Source organism: Ralstonia sp. RRA (assembly GCF_037023145.1).
GTDB lineage: Bacteria > Pseudomonadota > Gammaproteobacteria > Burkholderiales > Burkholderiaceae > Ralstonia.
Genome location: NZ_CP146094.1, coordinates 313594 through 330750 on the forward strand (window position 1 = coordinate 313594; position 17157 = coordinate 330750).

Sequence of the window (17157 nt, forward strand, 5' to 3'; positions counted from 1 at the left end):
GCTTTATGCTTTTTCCACGTCGCCTGACGCTGGCGTTGCTTTGCGCGCCTGCCTTCGGCATCGCGATGTCGCATGCCGCGACCTCGCAATCTGTTCCTCCGCTTTCTGTTGAGGAAACCGTTGCGCTTGCCACCGTGCATGCCGGCGACGCCGAATCCTCGCGCGGCACCATCGACGCCGCGACCCAAATGGCGGTCGCCGCCGGCCAGTTGCCGGACCCCGTACTCAAGCTCGGCATCAACAACGTGCCGGTCAATGGCCCGGACCAGTTCTCGGTCAGCCGGGATTTCATGACCATGCGCTCCATCAGCGTGATGCAGGAATTCACGCGTGCGGACAAGCGCCGCGCCAAGGCGGCACGCTTCGAAGCGGAAGCCGACGCCGCCGAAGCGCAGCGCGCGGTCGCCTTGGCCAACGTGCAGCGCAACGCCGTCGGCGCATGGCTGGACCGCTGGTATGCCGAGCAAACGGGGGCCTTGCTGGGCCACCATGGACATCCACTGGAACTCGCGTTGCAAGCGGCAACCGCCGCGTATCGCAGTGGACGGGGCACGCGCGCCGACGTGCTGGCGATGGAACTGGAAATCCAGAAACTGCAGGACCGCCTGGACGAAAACCGCGCCGCCGTGACGGCCAGTGCCGTGGCACTGGAACGCTGGATCGGCCCGGCCGCCACCCGCCCGCTCTCCGAGCCGCCGCGCCTGGACGTTCCCCCGCCGGTCGAGCGGTTGGCGCGCGGTGAGTTGGATACCGTGCCTGAGATCACCGCCGCGCAGCGTGAGGTAGGGCTAGCAGAGAGCGAGATCCGGGCCGCTGCGCAAGCCAAGAAGCCGGATGTCACGGTCGAGTTCATGTATAGCCAGCGCGGCTCTGCGTTCTCAAACATGGGTTCCGTGAACATCAGCTTTCCGCTGCCTTGGGACCAGGGCAACCGGCAGGACCGCGAAGTCGCGGCTAGGCTGGCGCAGGCCCAGGCAGCGCGCGCCAAGTCCGAAATCATCCGGCGCGATACCCAGGCCATGGTCGGCGCCAAGCTGGCCGAGTTGCAGCGCAATACCGAACGGCTCAAGCGCTACGACCAACAAACCTTGCCGCTCGCCAACGCACAGGCGGAGGCGGCCTTGACGGCGTATCGGGCCAATACCGGATCGCTGCTGGCCGTGGCTGAAGCCAATCATCGCGCCATCGACACGGAATTGGAGCGACTCGCACTGGAAGCCAAGACGGCCAAGCTGTGGGCGGACCTGACCTTCCTAGTTCCGCTGCCCACCGCGCAGACCGAGTCCGCCATCAAGGAACGCAAATGAAAAAACAGATCATCGCCACGGCTGTGGGGCTCGTTCTTGTCGGGACCGCGATCTATGGCGCCTACCGGGTCGGCGTCACGCAGGGTGCCCGGTCGGCACCATCGTCGATGCCGGCCAGCACGGCATCCGGCGGCATCGATCCCAAGACCGGAAAGAAGGTGCTGTACTGGCACGACCCCATGGTGCCCGGGCAACGTTTCGACAAGCCGGGCAAATCCCCTTTCATGGACATGCAGTTGGTGCCGGTCTATGCGGACGGGGATAGCGGTGCCAGCGGCATCACGGTCGATAGCCGTGTCGCGCAAAACCTCGGCATCCGCACGGCCGAAGTCAAAGCCGGCCGGTTGAGCGCGGTACTGGAGGCGCCCGGCAACATCGCCATCGACGAGCGCAGCGTGCAAGTAATCCAGGCGCGCACAAACGCCTTCGTCCAGCACGTCGCGGTCAGGGCGACGCTTGACCCCGTGCGGCGTGGGCAGGCACTGGTGACGCTGTATTCGCCGGACTGGGTGGCGGCGCAGGAAGAGTATCTGGCTGTGTTGCGTCAGTCGGCACACGGTCAGGCCGATCTCGCCGGTGCGGCCAAGGCGCGCATGCTGCAGGCCGGCATGACGCCGGGCCAGGTCAGTGCGGTCGAGGCATCCGGCCGGCTGCAGCCCAGCGTGGGTATCGCGAGCCCCATCGATGGCATCGTGACCGAGGTCGCGGTGCGTGACGGGATGACGGTCTCCCCCGGCATGACGCTGTTCCGCCTGGCCGACTTGAGCCAGGTCTGGGTGGTTGCCGAGGTGCCGGAAGGCCAGGCTCGCACCATCTCGCCCGGCCTGGCGGTCAAGGTGCTGCCGACCGGGGCAGCCGAGCCGCTGATCGGCAAGGTCGACACCGTGTTGCCCGACGTCAACCCGGCAACGCGGACCATCAAGGTGCGCATTGTCCTGCCCAACAAGGGCCGACACCTGTTGCCGGGCATGTTTGCCACGGTCCGCTTCGACAGTGGCGAGCAGCAGGACGTGCTTACCATCCCGTTGGAGGCCGTCATCCGTACTGGTCAGCGCAGCATTGTCATGGTCGATGAAGGCCAGGCCGGCTTTGTGGCCACGGAGATCAAGACCGGCCGCGAGGCCGCCGGCATGGTCGAAATCCTGGCGGGCCTCAAGGCTGGTCAGAAAGTGGTCACCTCCGGCCAGTTCCTGATCGATTCGGAAGCCAGCCTGCGCGGCACCACCGAGCGCATGGCGGCACCGGCTGCGGCCTCCGCGCCCGCAGCAGCCACCACCGAGCACGAAGGCGTCGGCCGCATCGAGGCCGTCACGGGTGGAGGCCTGACGATCTCGCACGGGCCGATTCCGTCGATCCAGTGGGGCGCCATGACGATGGACTTCGCGGCGCCGCCGGCAGGTCTGCCAAAAGGCCTGAAGTCGGGCGACCGGGTGCGGTTCCGCTTCCACCTAGACAAGGATGGCATGGCGGTCCTGTCCTCGGTCGCGTCCGCCAGCACGGATCAGGGAGGCAAGCCATGATCGCCCGGCTGATTCTGGCGTCCATCCGCAACCGCTTCCTGATCCTGCTGGCGACGCTGATGCTGACCGCGTGGGGATTGTGGGCCGTGCGTAGCACGCCGCTCGATGCGCTGCCCGATCTTTCAGACGTGCAGGTCATCATCCGCACGCCATTCCCCGGTCAGGCGCCACAGATCGTGGAGAACCAGGTCACCTATCCGCTGACCACCACCATGCTGTCGGTGCCCGGCGCCAAGACGGTGCGCGGCTATTCGTTCTTCGGAGATTCCTTCGTCTACGTGTTGTTCGAGGATGGCACGGACCTGTATTGGGCCCGCTCACGCGTGCTGGAATACCTGAACCAAGTGCAATCCCGCCTGCCGGCCGCCGCCAAGCCGGCGCTGGGCCCGGACGCGACCGGCGTGGGCTGGATCTACGAGTACGCACTGGTGGACAAGACCGGCCAGCACGACCTCAGCCAATTGCGCGCACTGCAGGACTGGTTCCTGCGCTTCGAGCTCAAATCGCTGCCTAATGTGGCCGAGGTGGCATCGCTTGGTGGGATGGTCAAGCAGTTCCAGGTCGTCCTGATGCCGGACCGGTTACGCGCCTACAACCTGTCCCAAGCCAAGGTGCTGGCGGCGCTCAAGGGCGCCAACCAGGAGACCGGCGGCTCGGTGCTGGAACTGGGCGAGGCGGAGTACATGGTTCGCGCAAGCGGCTACTTGAAGACGCTCGATGACTTCCGCCAGATTCCACTGACGACAAGCGATGCAGGCATCGCCGTTCGCCTGGGCGATGTCGCGACCGTCCAGCTCGGGCCAGAGATGCGCCGCGGTATTGCTGATCTCGATGGCCAGGGTGAAGTCGCCGGCGGCGTCATCGTGATGCGCTCCGGCAAGAACGCATTAGAAACCATCGAAGCCGTCAAGGCCAAGCTCGCCACGCTGCAGAAGAGCCTGCCTGCCGGCGTCGAGATCGTGCCGACCTACGATCGTTCCGAGTTGATTAACCGCGCGGTAGAGAACCTGACGCACAAGCTGATCGAGGAGTTCATCGTCGTCGCGCTCGTGTGCCTGGTGTTCCTGTTCCACTTGCGCTCGGCGCTGGTCGCGATCGTTTCGCTGCCGCTGGGCGTGCTCGCCGCCTTCCTGGTGATGCGCTATCAGGGCGTCAATGCCAACATCATGTCGCTGGGCGGCATCGCCATCGCCGTCGGTGCCATGGTCGACGCAGCCGTGGTCATGATCGAGAACGCGCACAAGCATCTGGAACACTGGCATGCGGACAATCCCGGCCGGGAGCTGACCGGACACGAGCGCTGGAGCGTGATCGGCGAGTCGGCGGCGGAAGTGGGCCCGGCGCTGTTCTTCTCGCTGCTGATCATCACGCTGTCGTTCATCCCCGTGTTCACACTGGAGGCGCAGGAAGGCCGGCTGTTCTCGCCGCTGGCTTTCACCAAGACCTACTCGATGGCCGCTGCCGCGGGGCTGTCCGTGACACTCGTGCCGGTGCTGATGGGTTACCTGATCCGCGGGCGCATCCCGACCGAGCAATCGAATCCGCTCAGCCGCTGGCTGATCCGGCTTTATCAACCGGTGTTGGCTAGGGTGCTGGCGTATCCCAAGACGACGGTTGTCATCGCCGCCGTGCTGCTTGCGGCCACGGCCTGGCCGATCCTGCGCACGGGCGGTGAGTTCATGCCGCCGCTGGACGAGGGCGACCTGTTGTACATGCCATCGGCACTGCCGGGGTTGTCTGCAGGCAAAGCGGCCCAACTGTTGCAGCAGACCGACCGCCTCATCAAGACCGTCCCGGAGGTTGCCACCGTGTTCGGCAAGGCCGGCCGCGCTGATACCGCGACCGACCCGGCGCCCATCGAGATGTTCGAGACCACCATTCAATTCAAGCCGCGCGACCAATGGCGGCCTGGCTTGACGACCGACAAGCTGGTCGAAGAGCTGGACCGCGTGGTCAAGGTGCCGGGCCTGTCTAACATCTGGGTGCCGCCCATCCGCAACCGCATCGACATGCTGGCCACCGGCATCAAGAGCCCGGTCGGCATCAAGGTGGCGGGCACGGACTTGAAGGAAATCGACCGGCTGACCACGCAGATCGAGGCGGCGGTGAAGACCGTGCCCGGTGTCACTTCGGCGCTGGCGGAGCGGCTGTCCGGCGGGCGCTACGTCAATGTCGACATCGACCGGATGGCCGCCGGGCGGTATGGCCTCAATATCGAAGATGTCCAGAGCATCGTGTCGTCGGCGGTGGGCGGGGATAACGTGGGTGAAGTGGTCGACGGCCTGGCCCGGTTCCCGATCAATGTGCGTTACCCGCGCGACTACCGCGACTCGGTCGAGCAACTGCGCGGCCTGCCGATCGTCACCGACCGCGGCCAGCAGATCACGCTGTCTGATGTCGCCCGAATCCAGGTGGTGCAAGGGCCACCGATGTTGCGCAGCGAGAACGCCCGCTTGTCCGGCTGGGTGTACGTGGACATTCGGGGGCGCGACCTGCGCTCGGCGGTGCAGGACATGCAGGCGGCGGTGGCCAAAGCGGTGCCAATGCCGGCTGGCTACGCGCTGAGCTGGTCCGGCCAGTTCGAGTACCTGGAGCGCGCCAGCGCCAAGCTGAAGGTGGTCGTGCCGTTCACCTTGCTCATCATCTTCGTGCTGCTGTACCTCGTGTTTGGCCGCATCGACGAGGCGCTGCTCATCATGGGCACGCTGCCGCTGGCGCTGATCGGCGGCTTCTGGCTGCTCTACGGGCTGGGCTACAACCTGTCGGTGGCCGGGGTTGTCGGCTTCATCGCGCTGGCCGGGGTGGCAGCCGAGTTCGGCGTGATCATGCTGCTCTATCTCAAACAGGCTTGGACGGAGCGACAGGAAGCCGGCCGCAACACAACCGAGGCGCTGCTGGAAGCCATTCAGGAAGGCGCCGTCCTGCGCGTGCGCCCGAAGGCCATGACGGTCGCCGTCATTCTGGCCGGTCTGATTCCGATCATGTGGGCGCACGGCACAGGTTCCGAGATCATGCAGCGCATTGCCGCTCCGATGGTTGGCGGCATGGTCACCGCGCCATTGCTGTCCCTGTTCGTCGTCCCGGCCGTGTATCTGCTGATCCGCCGTCGGCAGACGGAATCGTCACCGCTTTCCACCCACCCCTCACATCAAGAGGAATCACTATGAAACACATCAAGACCTTTGCAATCGTGCTTGCTCTCGCTGCTGCACCGGCGGCATTTGCGGCCGAATCCATGGATGGCATGGACATGAAGCCGGCGGGCCACGCCAAGCAGGCGCCGAGCCCGGTTGCCGCGGATATCCAGAAGATCGACCTGCAAGCGGGCAAGGTCACCCTCAAACATGCTGCGATTGAGAACCTCGGCATGCCGGCCATGACCATGGCGTTTCCGGTCAAGGACCGCGCTTCGCTGAAGAACTTCAAGGAAGGCGAGTCGGTCTCGGTCATGTTCGATAAGGTCGGTGGCAAACCAACCGTGGTGGATATTCAGCGCAAGTAAATGCCAGAGTGCGCTCCCGCTGATGAGCGCGGGAGTGTGCCTCAACGCGCAGCGGCTCGAAAAATGATGAGCCGCAGGATTTCGAATATTTTCGATGCACCCCCTGACCTTCCCACGAATGGAAGGTTTATCTTGAAGTCATCGCTTCGACTACCAAACAGGAATCCCCGTCGTGAGAACTCAGGTCATGGACATGCTCCCCACACCGGCTGGCTTTGCCGGGCGGTGGCATGCGCGCGGCCGGTTTGATGTCCACGGCCGCAACCTCGTCGCAGGTTTGCAAACGGGGTCGCTCCGATGAGGGCCGGCAGCGGGATCCTCCGCCGATTGGCCGGCTGGGTCGTCCTGGCCAGCTTACTTTTCACCCGTCTGGCGGCAGCAGGGTATGTGTGCCCGATGGAATCGGTGTACGAGCCGGCGCACCAGAATCTGGTGTCGCGCGACGACTGCCTGAATGCCGGCGGCGACCAGTTGGTGCTGTGTGCCGACTCGTTTGGCGATGGGCGTCTCTGGGCCGACAACAAGGGCCATCCACCCGATGGCGATGGGCCACCAGTGCGGGAAGCTCGCTATCCCCGCCCGGAGATGTTGGGGCGCAGCGATGCCTTGCATCCCCTGTCGCTCTACACGGTGGTATCTGCGCCGATCTATCTTCAGACGGCCAGACTACGACTCTGATTGACCCCGAATGGCAGCAGTTGCTGCTGCCAATTGCAGAAACCATGCGCACACCTTGCTGCGAACAATGCACGCCATGTGGTGTCGCGCCTCTGACAGTCAACATTCGGGATCAATCATGAAAGCTATCCAAGTTCTTTCCGCTATTACCTTCGCCGCACTCAGTGCATCCGCCTTTGCAGGCCCAAACTGGGACGCCATCAACAGTGCCCGCAAGGCCGCGCAACAACAACGGGTTGCGAGTGCGGGCGATGCGAGCGATCAAGCGATGCGCGATCACTGCGCAATGATGGGGCAGATGTCTGCAACAGGAGACAAGATGCACCAGCAAATGATGCATCGGTCGGACAGCCAGCCGAGCAATGCGGGCGCCGCGCTGTTCGGCGAGCGGGCTGCGGCGATGCCCGTAGGCTCGCGCACGGTTGTCGTCGTCCCGGGGATGAAAGCCGTTCCCGTGCGCGCTGGCGAAACGGTGCGCTTTGACTTCGGTCAGAGCTCAACCGCATGGACCTTCGCCGCGCGGCAGGGCAACTCCGCCGTCGAGCTGAGCACGCTCTTTCCGGAGATTCCTGCCGCCAAGGGTGTCTGGGCCTATCCAAACGGCACCGGCCTGTACGCCGGCCACTAAATCAACTCGCGGTGAGCTGACGGAATCTCAGGAGCCGGCGCATTTCGCGCCGCATCACTGGATATGAGCAACACGGGATTCTGAGCGATGGCGACGCAGCCCACTCAGATCCGCACGATTGGAGAAATATCATGCAAACGATCAAGAAGATCATTCTCGCCAGCACGGTACTGGTGTCTCTTGGCGCAACCGCCGGTGTGGTGATGGCCGCGCAGAAGGTAGACCCCTACCACGATGGTGCGCACATCGCAGACAAGCGTGATATCTACACCGACGGCGCACGCTCGGTGAACGATCCGCGCGACCCGTACACCGATGGCCGCAACGCGCTGACAGGTCGGAACACATCAGCGGCCTGACGCTGTCCCGCCAACTGCATGATGAAGAAGCAAGGGATGCTGAGGCGTTCCTGGCTTTCAGTCGACCGTCGATGCAAATCGCAATGCGTGTGACTCACTGTGAATAGAGCCCCCGTCTTCGATCTTCCGCTCAATGTCATTGTGACCATCTTGGTCGCCGTGGCGCTGACATTTTGTGCGATCTGTTTATTCGCTTGGTACCTGCGCCGACGATATGGCACCGGTCATCCGCGTGGACAAGCCCGCGCGCGCACGCGTTCTCGCAAGACCGCGAGCCGCCGCCGCAAGTAAGTCACCGCCCTGCGGCCCCCATTGGGTAAAGCCTGGGCCGCTTCGAAGCATCCAGTCGCATAAATCGCGGCATGCGCTCGAGTCAGGAGTGCGGCGACCCGGACATCCATCGGCCAGACACAACATCTGTTTCCCAACCACCCTCTCATGACGAAGTCTCACGATGAAATACGTTTCCGCTCTTACATTCGCCCTGATGCTGGCATCCGCCCCCGCAGCCTTTGCCGCCACGCCGATGGAAGGTATGGATATGAAGCCGGCAGCGCAGTCTCAGCAAGCACCCAAGCCCGTTTCAGCAGAAGTCCGCAAGGTCTACCCCGACACCGGCAAGGTCACGCTCAAGCATGGCGCCATCGACAACCTCGGCATGGGCGCCATGACGATGACGTTTTCCGTCAAGGACAAGGCGTCGCTGAAGAATTTCAGGGAGGGCCAAGCTGTGTGGGCGGTCTTTGATACGGTCGATGGTCAGCCGACCGTCGTCGATTTGCGGAGCAAGTAAGCCGTCGGCGGCGTACGGGCCAACGGTCGTGCGCCACCCGGCTGAGCGGGATCAGTCGGGTGGGCTGCTCACGAAAGCGCCTTGTCGTGGCATCCACAGGGAAAGCAATGGCCCGTCGCAGCAACGTGGCTGTCCCTGAGTCATGCGTGGCGTACCTGGATGTATTTGGGTTTTCAGGACGGCTTTTTAAAGACAAGGTAGTCGAGATAAAGCCAAATTTCGCGCCACAGAAAGTTCGCTCGAGTGGTCAAGGATTCGAAACGGCTAGAGGACGTAGGCCCAGGCAGGGCCTGGAGTCCAAGATCGTTAGCCATTGCCGTTGCTCTTCGCAAATGTAGCGGATCGCTGACCAACAGAACCGTGCGAATCCCAAGTGGGTCTAATAATTTCTTTGCATTGACAAGGTTTTGCCAAGTCGTACGCGAGGTGGTCTCCGCCAAGATCGCGTCAGGTGGAACACCGTGCTTGATCGCATACTCGCGGCCGACCTCGCCTTCGCTGGGATAACCTGCCCCCGGTGTCCCGCCGGTGAAAACCAGGTATTTCACCTGCTTGTTCTGGTAGCGTGCAATCGCCTCGTTAATCCGCTCCCGATAAACGGGAGACGGCCTATTCCCCCATGCTGCAGCGCCAAGAACAACAGCCGCATCCACGGGAGCATTAAACGACTGCTCTCCGTAACTGACAATCTGCCATGCCACTGTGAGGAATCCAATGGCGATCAAGAGGGCCAGCATCGCTGGCCCGATGACAATGGCGCGTCGAAGTAACATGGAGCGTCGATTCACATCACTCAACCGGCTGACCTCGCTATAGCGAAAGGCCGAATATCGAAGCCTTCTGAAAAAGCTCCAATTCGGCAGAAGCACATGACAAACGTGGTTAGCCAATCCACAGTACCAACAGCGAAGCCAACAAGCAGTAACAGCCGAAGAAATGCCATCGGCCTTGCTCCAGCCAGCGTGACAGCCACCGCAGCGCAACCAAACCTGCCAAGAAGCTCAGCGCCATGCCGATCATGCTTGGCCCCATGAGGTGCAAGAGTCCATCCGAGTGCATTGCTGTGGTGGTAGCTGCGTATTCTTTGTAGAGTCGATACGCTTCTTTGGCGATCACTGCTGGGGTTAATACTACGGCCAACGCAAAGCTAAACTCTTCGGCACGCCGCCGCGTCACACCTAAGGCAAGCCCGGTCGAGATAGTGGCTCCCGAACGAGAGAAACCGCGAAATGGAAGACACAGCCCCTGCACGGCGCCAATCCATGCCGATTGGCGCAGGGTGAGGTTATCGATCCCCCGATCCTGGAGACGGGAAGACACAATGATCAACAGGCCGGCTGCAGCCAAGGCAGCGGCTATCAGACGCGAGTTGCCAAACAGATGTTCGATCTCGAAATTCGATGAATCAGCTACCACTACGTGCTTAATGAATTGCAGCAGCGCCACCCCCACGATACCGGTTGCGAGCGTTGCAACCAGTATGCACAGGGCGTTAGTGCGAAATGCCTGCCCTGAACTGAAATAGGTGGTGCGCCACGATTTCCAGAAATAGGCAATGACCGCGAACATCGTGCCGGTATGCAGCATGACCAGCAAAAGCGTCATTTGAGGCGCCGTTGGATCCAGCCCCATCAGCTTCTCGGCCGCAATGACATGGGCCGAGCTAGATACCGGCAGGAGTTCGGCTGCCCCTTGAATGACGGCAAGGACAAGAATCTGTAGCAAGTTCATCTGTGTGGCTTAGCGGTAATCTAAAATTGAAGCACGGGTGTAAAGGGTAGTACTTGGTATCGTTCAACTTGACTCGGCGCCCGACCGGGCGCACCGACTTTGCGTCCTGGTGGCCCCCAAGAGACAGATCACGCCAAGTGAAATCGCTACATCAGCCAAGTTGAACGCGGGCCAGTGCCACGCTCGCCAATAGAAGTCCAGATAATCGACGACCTGCCCACGCCCCATCCGGTCCGCTGCATTGCCGAGAGCGCCCGCGAGAATCAGCGCATAGGACACAGATTCCAATCGAGGCAACTTGCGGCGGAGCATCCAGATCAACCACGCAGATGCGGCGAAGGCGAGTGCGATCAAGAAATATCGTTGCCAACCGCCGGCCCCGGCCAGAAAGCTGAACGCCGCGCCAGGATTGCGCACATGCACGAGATTGAAGAACGGTGCGATCTCCAAACGCGTGCCGAGCGGTATGAAGACTGCCACGCCGAGCTTGACGGCTTGATCGAACAGCGCGATCAGCCCCGCCAGCAACAGCCAGCGCGGCCACTCGTCTGTTCGTGATGAATGAAGCATGACCATGGCGCAATCAAAGAGGTCCTTCCAGAAGCTTTTGCGGTGTCACGGTTGTCGCTGGTTGGAACTTCCCAGTCATTTGCGCAGCAACCTCAGCCCATTGCCGACCACCAGCAGGCTGGCGCCCATGTCGGCAAACACCGCCATCCACATGGTGGCCTGGCCGGTAAAGGTCAGCACCAGGAATACGGCTTTGATGCCGAGCGCCAGCGCAATGTTCTGCTTCAGAACACCCGCCGTAGACCGGGACAGCCGCACAAAGGCCGGGAGCTTGCGCAGATCGTCGTCCATCAGCGCGACGTCGGCCGTTTCGATCGCCGTGTCCGTCCCGGCGGCCCCCATCGCGAAACCGATATCGGCCCGGGCCAATGCAGGCGCGTCGTTGATGCCATCGCCGACCATGCCGATGGTCCCCTGTGCGGATAGCTGCTCGATTTCGCGCTGCTTGTCTTCCGGCAGCAGGTTGCCCCGAGCTTCGTCGATACCGACCTGCTGAGCGATCGCCTCTGCGGTATGCGGGTTGTCTCCGCTCAACATCAGGGTTTTGATGCCCAGCGCATGCAAGTCCTTGATCGCTTGGCGACTGCTGTCCTTGACGGTGTCGGCCACACCGAACAGCGCGCGTACGCCGTCCGGACCGATCAGCATCACGACCGTTTTGCCCTGAGTTTCAAGCGCGGCAAGGTTGGCTTCCAGCGCCGGCGAGCACACCGCGAGTTCCTCGACCAGGCGATGGTTGCCCAGGTGATAGAGCGCACCGTCGATATAACCCCGGACGCCACGCCCGGGCAAGGCCGCAAAGTCGGTAACGTCGCGCAGGGCTCGACCTTGGTCCCGCGCCGCGCGGGCCACCGCCTGGGAGACTGGGTGGTCGGAGCGAACCGCCAGACTGGCGGCGAGCCTCTCGGCGGCCGAAGTGTCCGCACCGCTCCAAGCCACGACGTCGGTCTGCGCCGGCTTGCCATGTGTGATGGTGCCGGTCTTGTCCAGCGCCAACCATTTCAGCTTGCGGCCTTCCTCGAGATAGGCCCCGCCCTTGATGAGGATGCCGCGCCGCGCGGCGGCGGCCAGACCGCTGACAATGCTCACCGGCGTCGAGATCACGAGGGCACAGGGGCAGGCGATCACCAGCAGCACCAAGGCCTTGTAGATCCAATCCAACCAGGAGGCACCGAATAGGAGCGGCGGGAAAATCGCCACCAGCAGCGCGACCGCAAACACGATGGGCGTGTACAACCGGGCGAACTGGTCAACGAAACGCTGCGTAGGTGCACGACTGCCTTGAGCGGCCTCCACAGCGTGGATGATGCGCGCCAGCGTGGAGTCGCTTGCCGCCGCGGTGACACGGTACTCGAACGACCCGGACTCATTGATGGTGCCGGCGAACACCGGGTCGCCTTCAGCCTTCTCGACCGGCAGGCTCTCGCCCGTGATCGGCGCTTGATTGACGGAGGAGCGCCCCTGCAGGACCGAGCCATCGAGCGCGATACGCTCGCCCGGCTTGACCCGCACCCGGCTGCCAACCGCAACGGTCTTGGCATCAACGTCGGACCAACTCCCATCGCTACGCTGAACCGTGGCGGTCTCGGGCGCGAGATCCATCAGACCACGAATCGCGTTGCGAGCGCGGTCAAGCGAGCGGGCTTCGATGACTTCCGCCAGCGCGAACAAGACCATCACCATCGCCGCTTCTGGCCAGTGGCCGATCACCATCGCGCCCGTGACCGCAATCGACATGAGGGCATTCATGTTCAGGTTGCGGTTCTTGAGTGCGATCCAGCCTTTCTTGTAAGTGGACAGCCCGCCGGTCAGGATCGCGGCCAGCGCCAGGATCACCACCACCCAGTGATTGCCGCCGTTGAGCCAGTAGACCACTTCTGCCAGCACGGCGTTCGCACCGGCAATGGCAAGCAGCCACCATTTGGTGGGCGCAGCATCCTGGACGTGAGCGGGTGCGGCAGCAGAGGTGTCACGGACCTCGGCATCGAAACCGAGCGATTGAATGGCAGCCAGCACTTGCGGTAGCGCGTCCGCAGCGTGCTGAACGGCGAGTGTGCGCTGTACGAGATTGAACTGCATGCCTGACACGCCGGGCATACCCGTCAGCTTGCCGCGAATCAGCGTTTCTTCTGTCGGGCAGTCCATCTGACGAATGGTCAGGACCGTGCTCTGCCCGGCGGGGCTTTCATCCGCGCGAACCGCCCGCATGCCGATAGCTGAGAGCGCCTGGTCGATCGGCGCCGGGGATGGCAGCCGGTGCTGGACGGCCAGCGAACGCTGCATCAGGTTGAACTCAAGGTTGACCACGCCCGGCAGCGCCGCCAGCTTATTGCGAATGAGCGCTTCTTCCGTCGGGCAGTCCATGTTGTCGATCCGGTAGCGAGATCGTTTCAGGTCGACAGCCGCCGTATCGCCGTCCGCCGGCGTCACCATGTTGGCGGCAGCACAACCGCATCCCTTGGAGCCGCAATCACTCACAGCATCTCCTTGTCGCTTGAAATGGATCGGACTCAAGTACACACTCTATAGTTACTATAGAGTCAAGATCTCCCTGTCCGACATCATGAGCATTCAGATTGGCGAGCTAGCCAAGCGCACAGCCTGCTCGGTTCAAACCATCCGGTATTACGAGCGCGAGGGCCTCTTGCTCCCGCCGGACCGCAGCTCGGGCAACTTCCGGCTGTATGGCGAGCGGCACATCGAGCAACTGCAGTTCATCCTCCACTGCCGGTCGCTGGACATGCCGCTGAACGACGTGCGGACGCTCCTGCGCTACCGCGAGCGACCAGACGAGGATTGCGGCGCGGTGAACACCCTCCTAGACAAGCACATCGAGGAAGTCGAGCGGCGTATCGACGCGCTGACGGTTCTAAAGCGCCACTTGTGCGTTCTGCGTGAAACCTGTTCCGATGGGCGAGCCGCTGAAGCCTGTGGAATCCTGCAGGGGTTGTCCGACGGCGGCTGCGCATGCGCTGGAGACGTCACGCACCCGCACTGACACGGGGGGGTGTGGCGAGGTGGGTTCGCAGCATGACCGCACCTCGGCCGCTTGTTTTTCGGTCAGCGCGATATCCGCGTCGCGAAACATGAATTACAATCATTCTCATTTAAAGCCATTTCTCCCGCTTCGCCGGTAGGCTCTTCATGCAACTGCAGCGCGTCGTCTCCCTCATCCTGTTTTACCTGCTGACATCGGTCTCAAGCGCGTACGCCGACACGCTGTCCACCCAAGACAAGACCAAGCAAGTCTGGCAGTTGCTCGACTATCTGGCGGTCGATTATGGTCGCTCCGTCAAGGACGGCCAGGTGGCCAATGCCGACGAGTACGCCGAAATGCAGGAGTTTGCGCATGCGGCGGAACGTCAGATTGCCGAGTTGCCGGCGGGGCCGCAGACGCAAGCCTTGCTCAAGGATGCAGGGGCATTGCGCACGCTCATCGCCGACAAAGCCGCACCCACCGTCGTCGGTGAACAGGCACATAAGCTCGCGGACAGCTTGCTGGCCGCCTATCCGGTGCCGATGGCGCCCAGCAAGGTGCCGGACCTCAAGCACGGGGCCACGCTGTATCAAAGCCAGTGCGCGTCCTGCCACGGCAGCTCCGGACACGCAGATGGCCCGCTGGCCGCCAAACTAAGCCCGCCGCCCATTGCCCTGGCCGACCATCAGCGGGCCCAGGAGCGCAGCGTCTTCGCGCTCCAGCAGATCATCACGCGCGGTGTTGAGGGCACCTCCATGCCCAGTTTCGCGCAGCTCACTGACGACGATCGCTGGGCGCTGGCTTATTTCGCGTCGACCTTGTCGTATTCCGATGCGGATCGGCAAGCCGGCGCCAAACTGTGGGCTTCCCGCCCGGAGCTGCATAGCGCAGTGCCCACACTCGCCAAGCTCAGCCAGACACCCGAGGCGTCGCTCGCCAAGACAGTCAGCCCGGATGCGGCACGGCAATTGACGGCGTATTTGAGAAGCGCGCCGGACGTGCTGAGCGCCTCCAATACAGACAGTCTCGCGATCGCCAAGGACAAACTGAAAGAAAGCGTGGCCGCCTTCGGCCAGGGCGATAAGGCAACTGCCTCACGCCTAGCGCTTTCCGCCTACCTCGATGGCTTCGAGCCGGTTGAACCCGCCTTGGCCGCCAAGAACCAGGCACTGTTCCAGGACATCGAAAAAACGATGGGCCTGTATCGCAACGCGATCACTACCGGTCAGGCCGAGCAGGTACGGGACATCGCGCAGCATCTGCAGACGATGCTGACTGAAGCCCAGGATGCACTGGGTGGCACTAACGATCCGCTCTCTACGTTCCTGGGCGCCTTGACGATCCTTCTGCGTGAAGGCCTGGAAGCGCTGCTCGTCGTGGTCGCCATGATGGCCTTCCTGAAGAAGGCCGAACGCACCGACGTGCTGCCGTACGTCCATGCGGGCTGGATTGTTGCGCTGGCCGCCGGTGGGCTGACCTGGGCCGTCGCTACCTACCTGGTGGACCTGAGCGGTGCCAGCCGCGAGATGACCGAAGGCTTCTCGGCAATCTTTGCGGCCGTGGTCCTGCTCGGCGTGGGCATGTGGATGCACCAGAAGAGCCTGGCCGGCCGCTGGCAGGCCTACGTGAAGCAGAAGCTGTCCTCCGCGCTGAACAAGCGCTCGGCGATCATGCTGTTCGTGCTGTCGTTCGTGACGGTGTATCGCGAGGTGTTTGAGACCGTGCTGTTCTACGCCGCGCTGTGGAGCGAAGGGAACGGCATCTACCTGCTGGCCGGCTTGGGTTCGGGGATTGCGATCCTGGCGGTCATCGCCGTCGTTCTGCTGCGCTCCTCCGCGCGCCTGCCGATCCGCCAATTCTTTGCCTTCAGTTCGGCCTTGGTTGCTGTCCTGGCGGTGGTGCTGATCGGAAAAGGGGTCGCTGCACTGCAGAAAGTCGGCTTCCTGCACATCACGCCGATTTCGATGCCACGCATCGACATGCTCGGCATTTATCCCTCCGTGCAGACGGTAATCGCACAAGTGGCGATCTTGTTCATTATTGCGCTCAGCATCGCGTATAACCTACGATCGCAGAAGGCATCGAGCAAAGCGTAGTCCCCACCTGTATTTGACAGTTCAATGGCGGATATCGACAGGTATTTGCAGGCTGCGACCCGCGATCACACGCGGCGCAGCTATCAGTCCGCCATCCGTCATTTCGAGCGGGAATGGGGTGGCTTCCTGCCGGCCAGCGCTGACAGCATCGCGCGCTATCTGGCCGAGCACGCGCAGGTGCTCTCCATCAATACACTGCGCCAACGGTTGGCTGCGATCGCGCAATGGCATGTTGCGCAGGGCTTTCCCGATCCCACCCGAGCACCGCATGTCCGCAAGGTGCTCAAGGGCATTCAGGCACTGCACCCAGCGCAGGAGCGGCGTGCCAAGCCGTTGCAGCTCGCCCAGTTGGAGCAAATGGTTGCCTGGCTGGATACGCAGATCGCCGCCTCGTCTGAGGGCAACGCCCATCAACTCCAGGTGCATACCCGCAACAAGGCGCTGGTGCTGATCGGCTTCTGGCGGGGCTTCCGGTCGGACGAACTGAGTCGGCTGCAGATCGAGCACATCACGGTGGAGCCCGGCCGGGGCATGACGATTTTCCTGCCGCGCACCAAGACGGATCGCAACCATGTCGGCACGACCCACAAGGCGCCCACGTTGTCGCGCTTGTGCCCAGTCGCCGCCTACGAGGCCTGGCTGGCGGCGTCCGGCCTGACTGAGGGCCCGGTGTTCCGCAGGATTGACCGCTGGAGCCGAATCGCCACCGATGGACTGCAGGCCAGCAGCATCGTGCCTTTGTTGCGCGCGCTGCTCCATCGCGCGGGACTGCCGCAATCGGACCGCTACAGCAGTCACTCGCTGCGACGCGGCTTTGCAACCTGGGCGAATTCGAACCAGTGGGATCTCAAGATGCTGATGGAGTACGTCGGCTGGAAGGACGTACGCTCGGCCATGCGCTATATCGACGCGGCCGACCCCTTTGCACAGCATCGGATCGAAGCAGCGCTGTCGGTCGCACCGCCGCCGGGCATTGCAGGCTGACAGGTTCGATCA

General features: G+C 62.8%; 15 protein-coding genes. 11 read left to right on the plus strand and 4 right to left on the minus strand.

The features are described 5' to 3' along the window. The first annotated feature begins 5 nt into the window (after window positions 1–5). The 8 genes from V6657_RS30835 (at window position 6) to V6657_RS30870 (ending at window position 8787) form a co-directional block, all read left to right on the plus strand. Complete coding sequence (locus tag V6657_RS30835) at window positions 6–1307, plus strand: TolC family protein (RefSeq protein WP_024979367.1); 1302 nt, start codon at window positions 6–8, stop codon at window positions 1305–1307. After that, window positions 1304–2827: an efflux RND transporter periplasmic adaptor subunit gene (locus V6657_RS30840; RefSeq protein ID WP_024979366.1), complete on the plus strand. Its 1524-nt coding sequence runs from the start codon at window positions 1304–1306 to the stop codon at window positions 2825–2827. Before V6657_RS30835 ends, V6657_RS30840 begins: the two co-directional genes overlap by 4 nt. Continuing rightward, window positions 2824–5994, plus strand: a complete 3171-nt coding sequence (locus V6657_RS30845) for an efflux RND transporter permease subunit (protein WP_024979365.1) — start codon at window positions 2824–2826, stop codon at window positions 5992–5994. Before V6657_RS30840 ends, V6657_RS30845 begins: the two co-directional genes overlap by 4 nt. Beyond that, window positions 5991–6329 (plus strand): copper-binding protein, encoded by a 339-nt coding sequence (locus V6657_RS30850; protein ID WP_024979364.1) that lies wholly within the window; start codon window positions 5991–5993, stop codon window positions 6327–6329. The genes V6657_RS30845 and V6657_RS30850 overlap by 4 nt, the downstream gene beginning before the upstream one ends. A 396-nt stretch (window positions 6330–6725) precedes the next feature. After that, window positions 6726–7007, plus strand: coding sequence for a hypothetical protein (locus tag V6657_RS30855; protein ID WP_024979363.1), 282 nt, complete (start codon window positions 6726–6728; stop codon window positions 7005–7007). A 118-nt stretch (window positions 7008–7125) separates the two neighbouring features. After that, entirely contained in the window at window positions 7126–7635 is a 510-nt protein-coding gene (locus V6657_RS30860) for a CzcE family metal-binding protein (protein WP_160169402.1), read from the plus strand. A gap of 131 nt (window positions 7636–7766) precedes the next feature. After that, window positions 7767–7994, plus strand: a complete 228-nt coding sequence (locus V6657_RS30865; RefSeq protein WP_024979361.1) for a hypothetical protein — start codon at window positions 7767–7769, stop codon at window positions 7992–7994. A 454-nt stretch (window positions 7995–8448) separates the two neighbouring features. Further along, window positions 8449–8787, plus strand: coding sequence for a copper-binding protein (locus tag V6657_RS30870; RefSeq protein ID WP_024979360.1), 339 nt, complete (start codon window positions 8449–8451; stop codon window positions 8785–8787). A 173-nt stretch (window positions 8788–8960) separates the two neighbouring features. Here V6657_RS30870 and V6657_RS30875 read toward each other — a convergent pair whose 3' ends face one another. The 4 genes from V6657_RS30875 to V6657_RS30890 all read right to left on the minus strand — a co-directional run bounded on the left by V6657_RS30875 (window position 8961) and on the right by V6657_RS30890 (window position 13521). Next, the gene (locus V6657_RS30875) at window positions 8961–9677 is read right to left on the minus strand and encodes a YdcF family protein (protein WP_248694826.1); all 717 of its coding nucleotides are present in this window, start codon (window positions 9675–9677) and stop codon (window positions 8961–8963) included. Next, entirely contained in the window at window positions 9670–10518 is an 849-nt protein-coding gene (locus V6657_RS30880; protein WP_024979358.1) for an undecaprenyl-diphosphate phosphatase, read from the minus strand. Before V6657_RS30880 ends, V6657_RS30875 begins: the two co-directional genes overlap by 8 nt. Window positions 10519–10581: 63 nt before the next feature. Next, window positions 10582–11094, minus strand: coding sequence for a signal peptidase II (gene lspA, locus V6657_RS30885; protein WP_064809139.1), 513 nt, complete (start codon window positions 11092–11094; stop codon window positions 10582–10584). Window positions 11095–11163: 69 nt separating this feature from the next. Then, window positions 11164–13521: a heavy metal translocating P-type ATPase gene (locus V6657_RS30890; protein WP_231973577.1), complete on the minus strand. Its 2358-nt coding sequence runs from the start codon at window positions 13519–13521 to the stop codon at window positions 11164–11166. 130 nt (window positions 13522–13651) lie between these two features. Here V6657_RS30890 and cadR point away from each other — a divergent pair, with 130 nt between their 5' ends. The 3 genes from cadR to V6657_RS30905 all read left to right on the plus strand — a co-directional run bounded on the left by cadR (window position 13652) and on the right by V6657_RS30905 (window position 17145). Then, window positions 13652–14086 carry a Cd(II)/Pb(II)-responsive transcriptional regulator gene (gene cadR / locus V6657_RS30895; RefSeq protein WP_024979355.1) on the plus strand — a complete coding sequence of 145 codons (435 nt, stop codon included), beginning with the start codon at window positions 13652–13654 and terminating at the stop codon, window positions 14084–14086. A gap of 146 nt (window positions 14087–14232) precedes the next feature. After that, the gene (locus V6657_RS30900; protein WP_024979354.1) at window positions 14233–16161 is read left to right on the plus strand and encodes a cytochrome c/FTR1 family iron permease; all 1929 of its coding nucleotides are present in this window, start codon (window positions 14233–14235) and stop codon (window positions 16159–16161) included. A gap of 24 nt (window positions 16162–16185) precedes the next feature. After that, entirely contained in the window at window positions 16186–17145 is a 960-nt protein-coding gene (locus V6657_RS30905) for a site-specific integrase (RefSeq protein ID WP_045220193.1), read from the plus strand. Window positions 17146–17157: the final 12 nt, after the last annotated feature.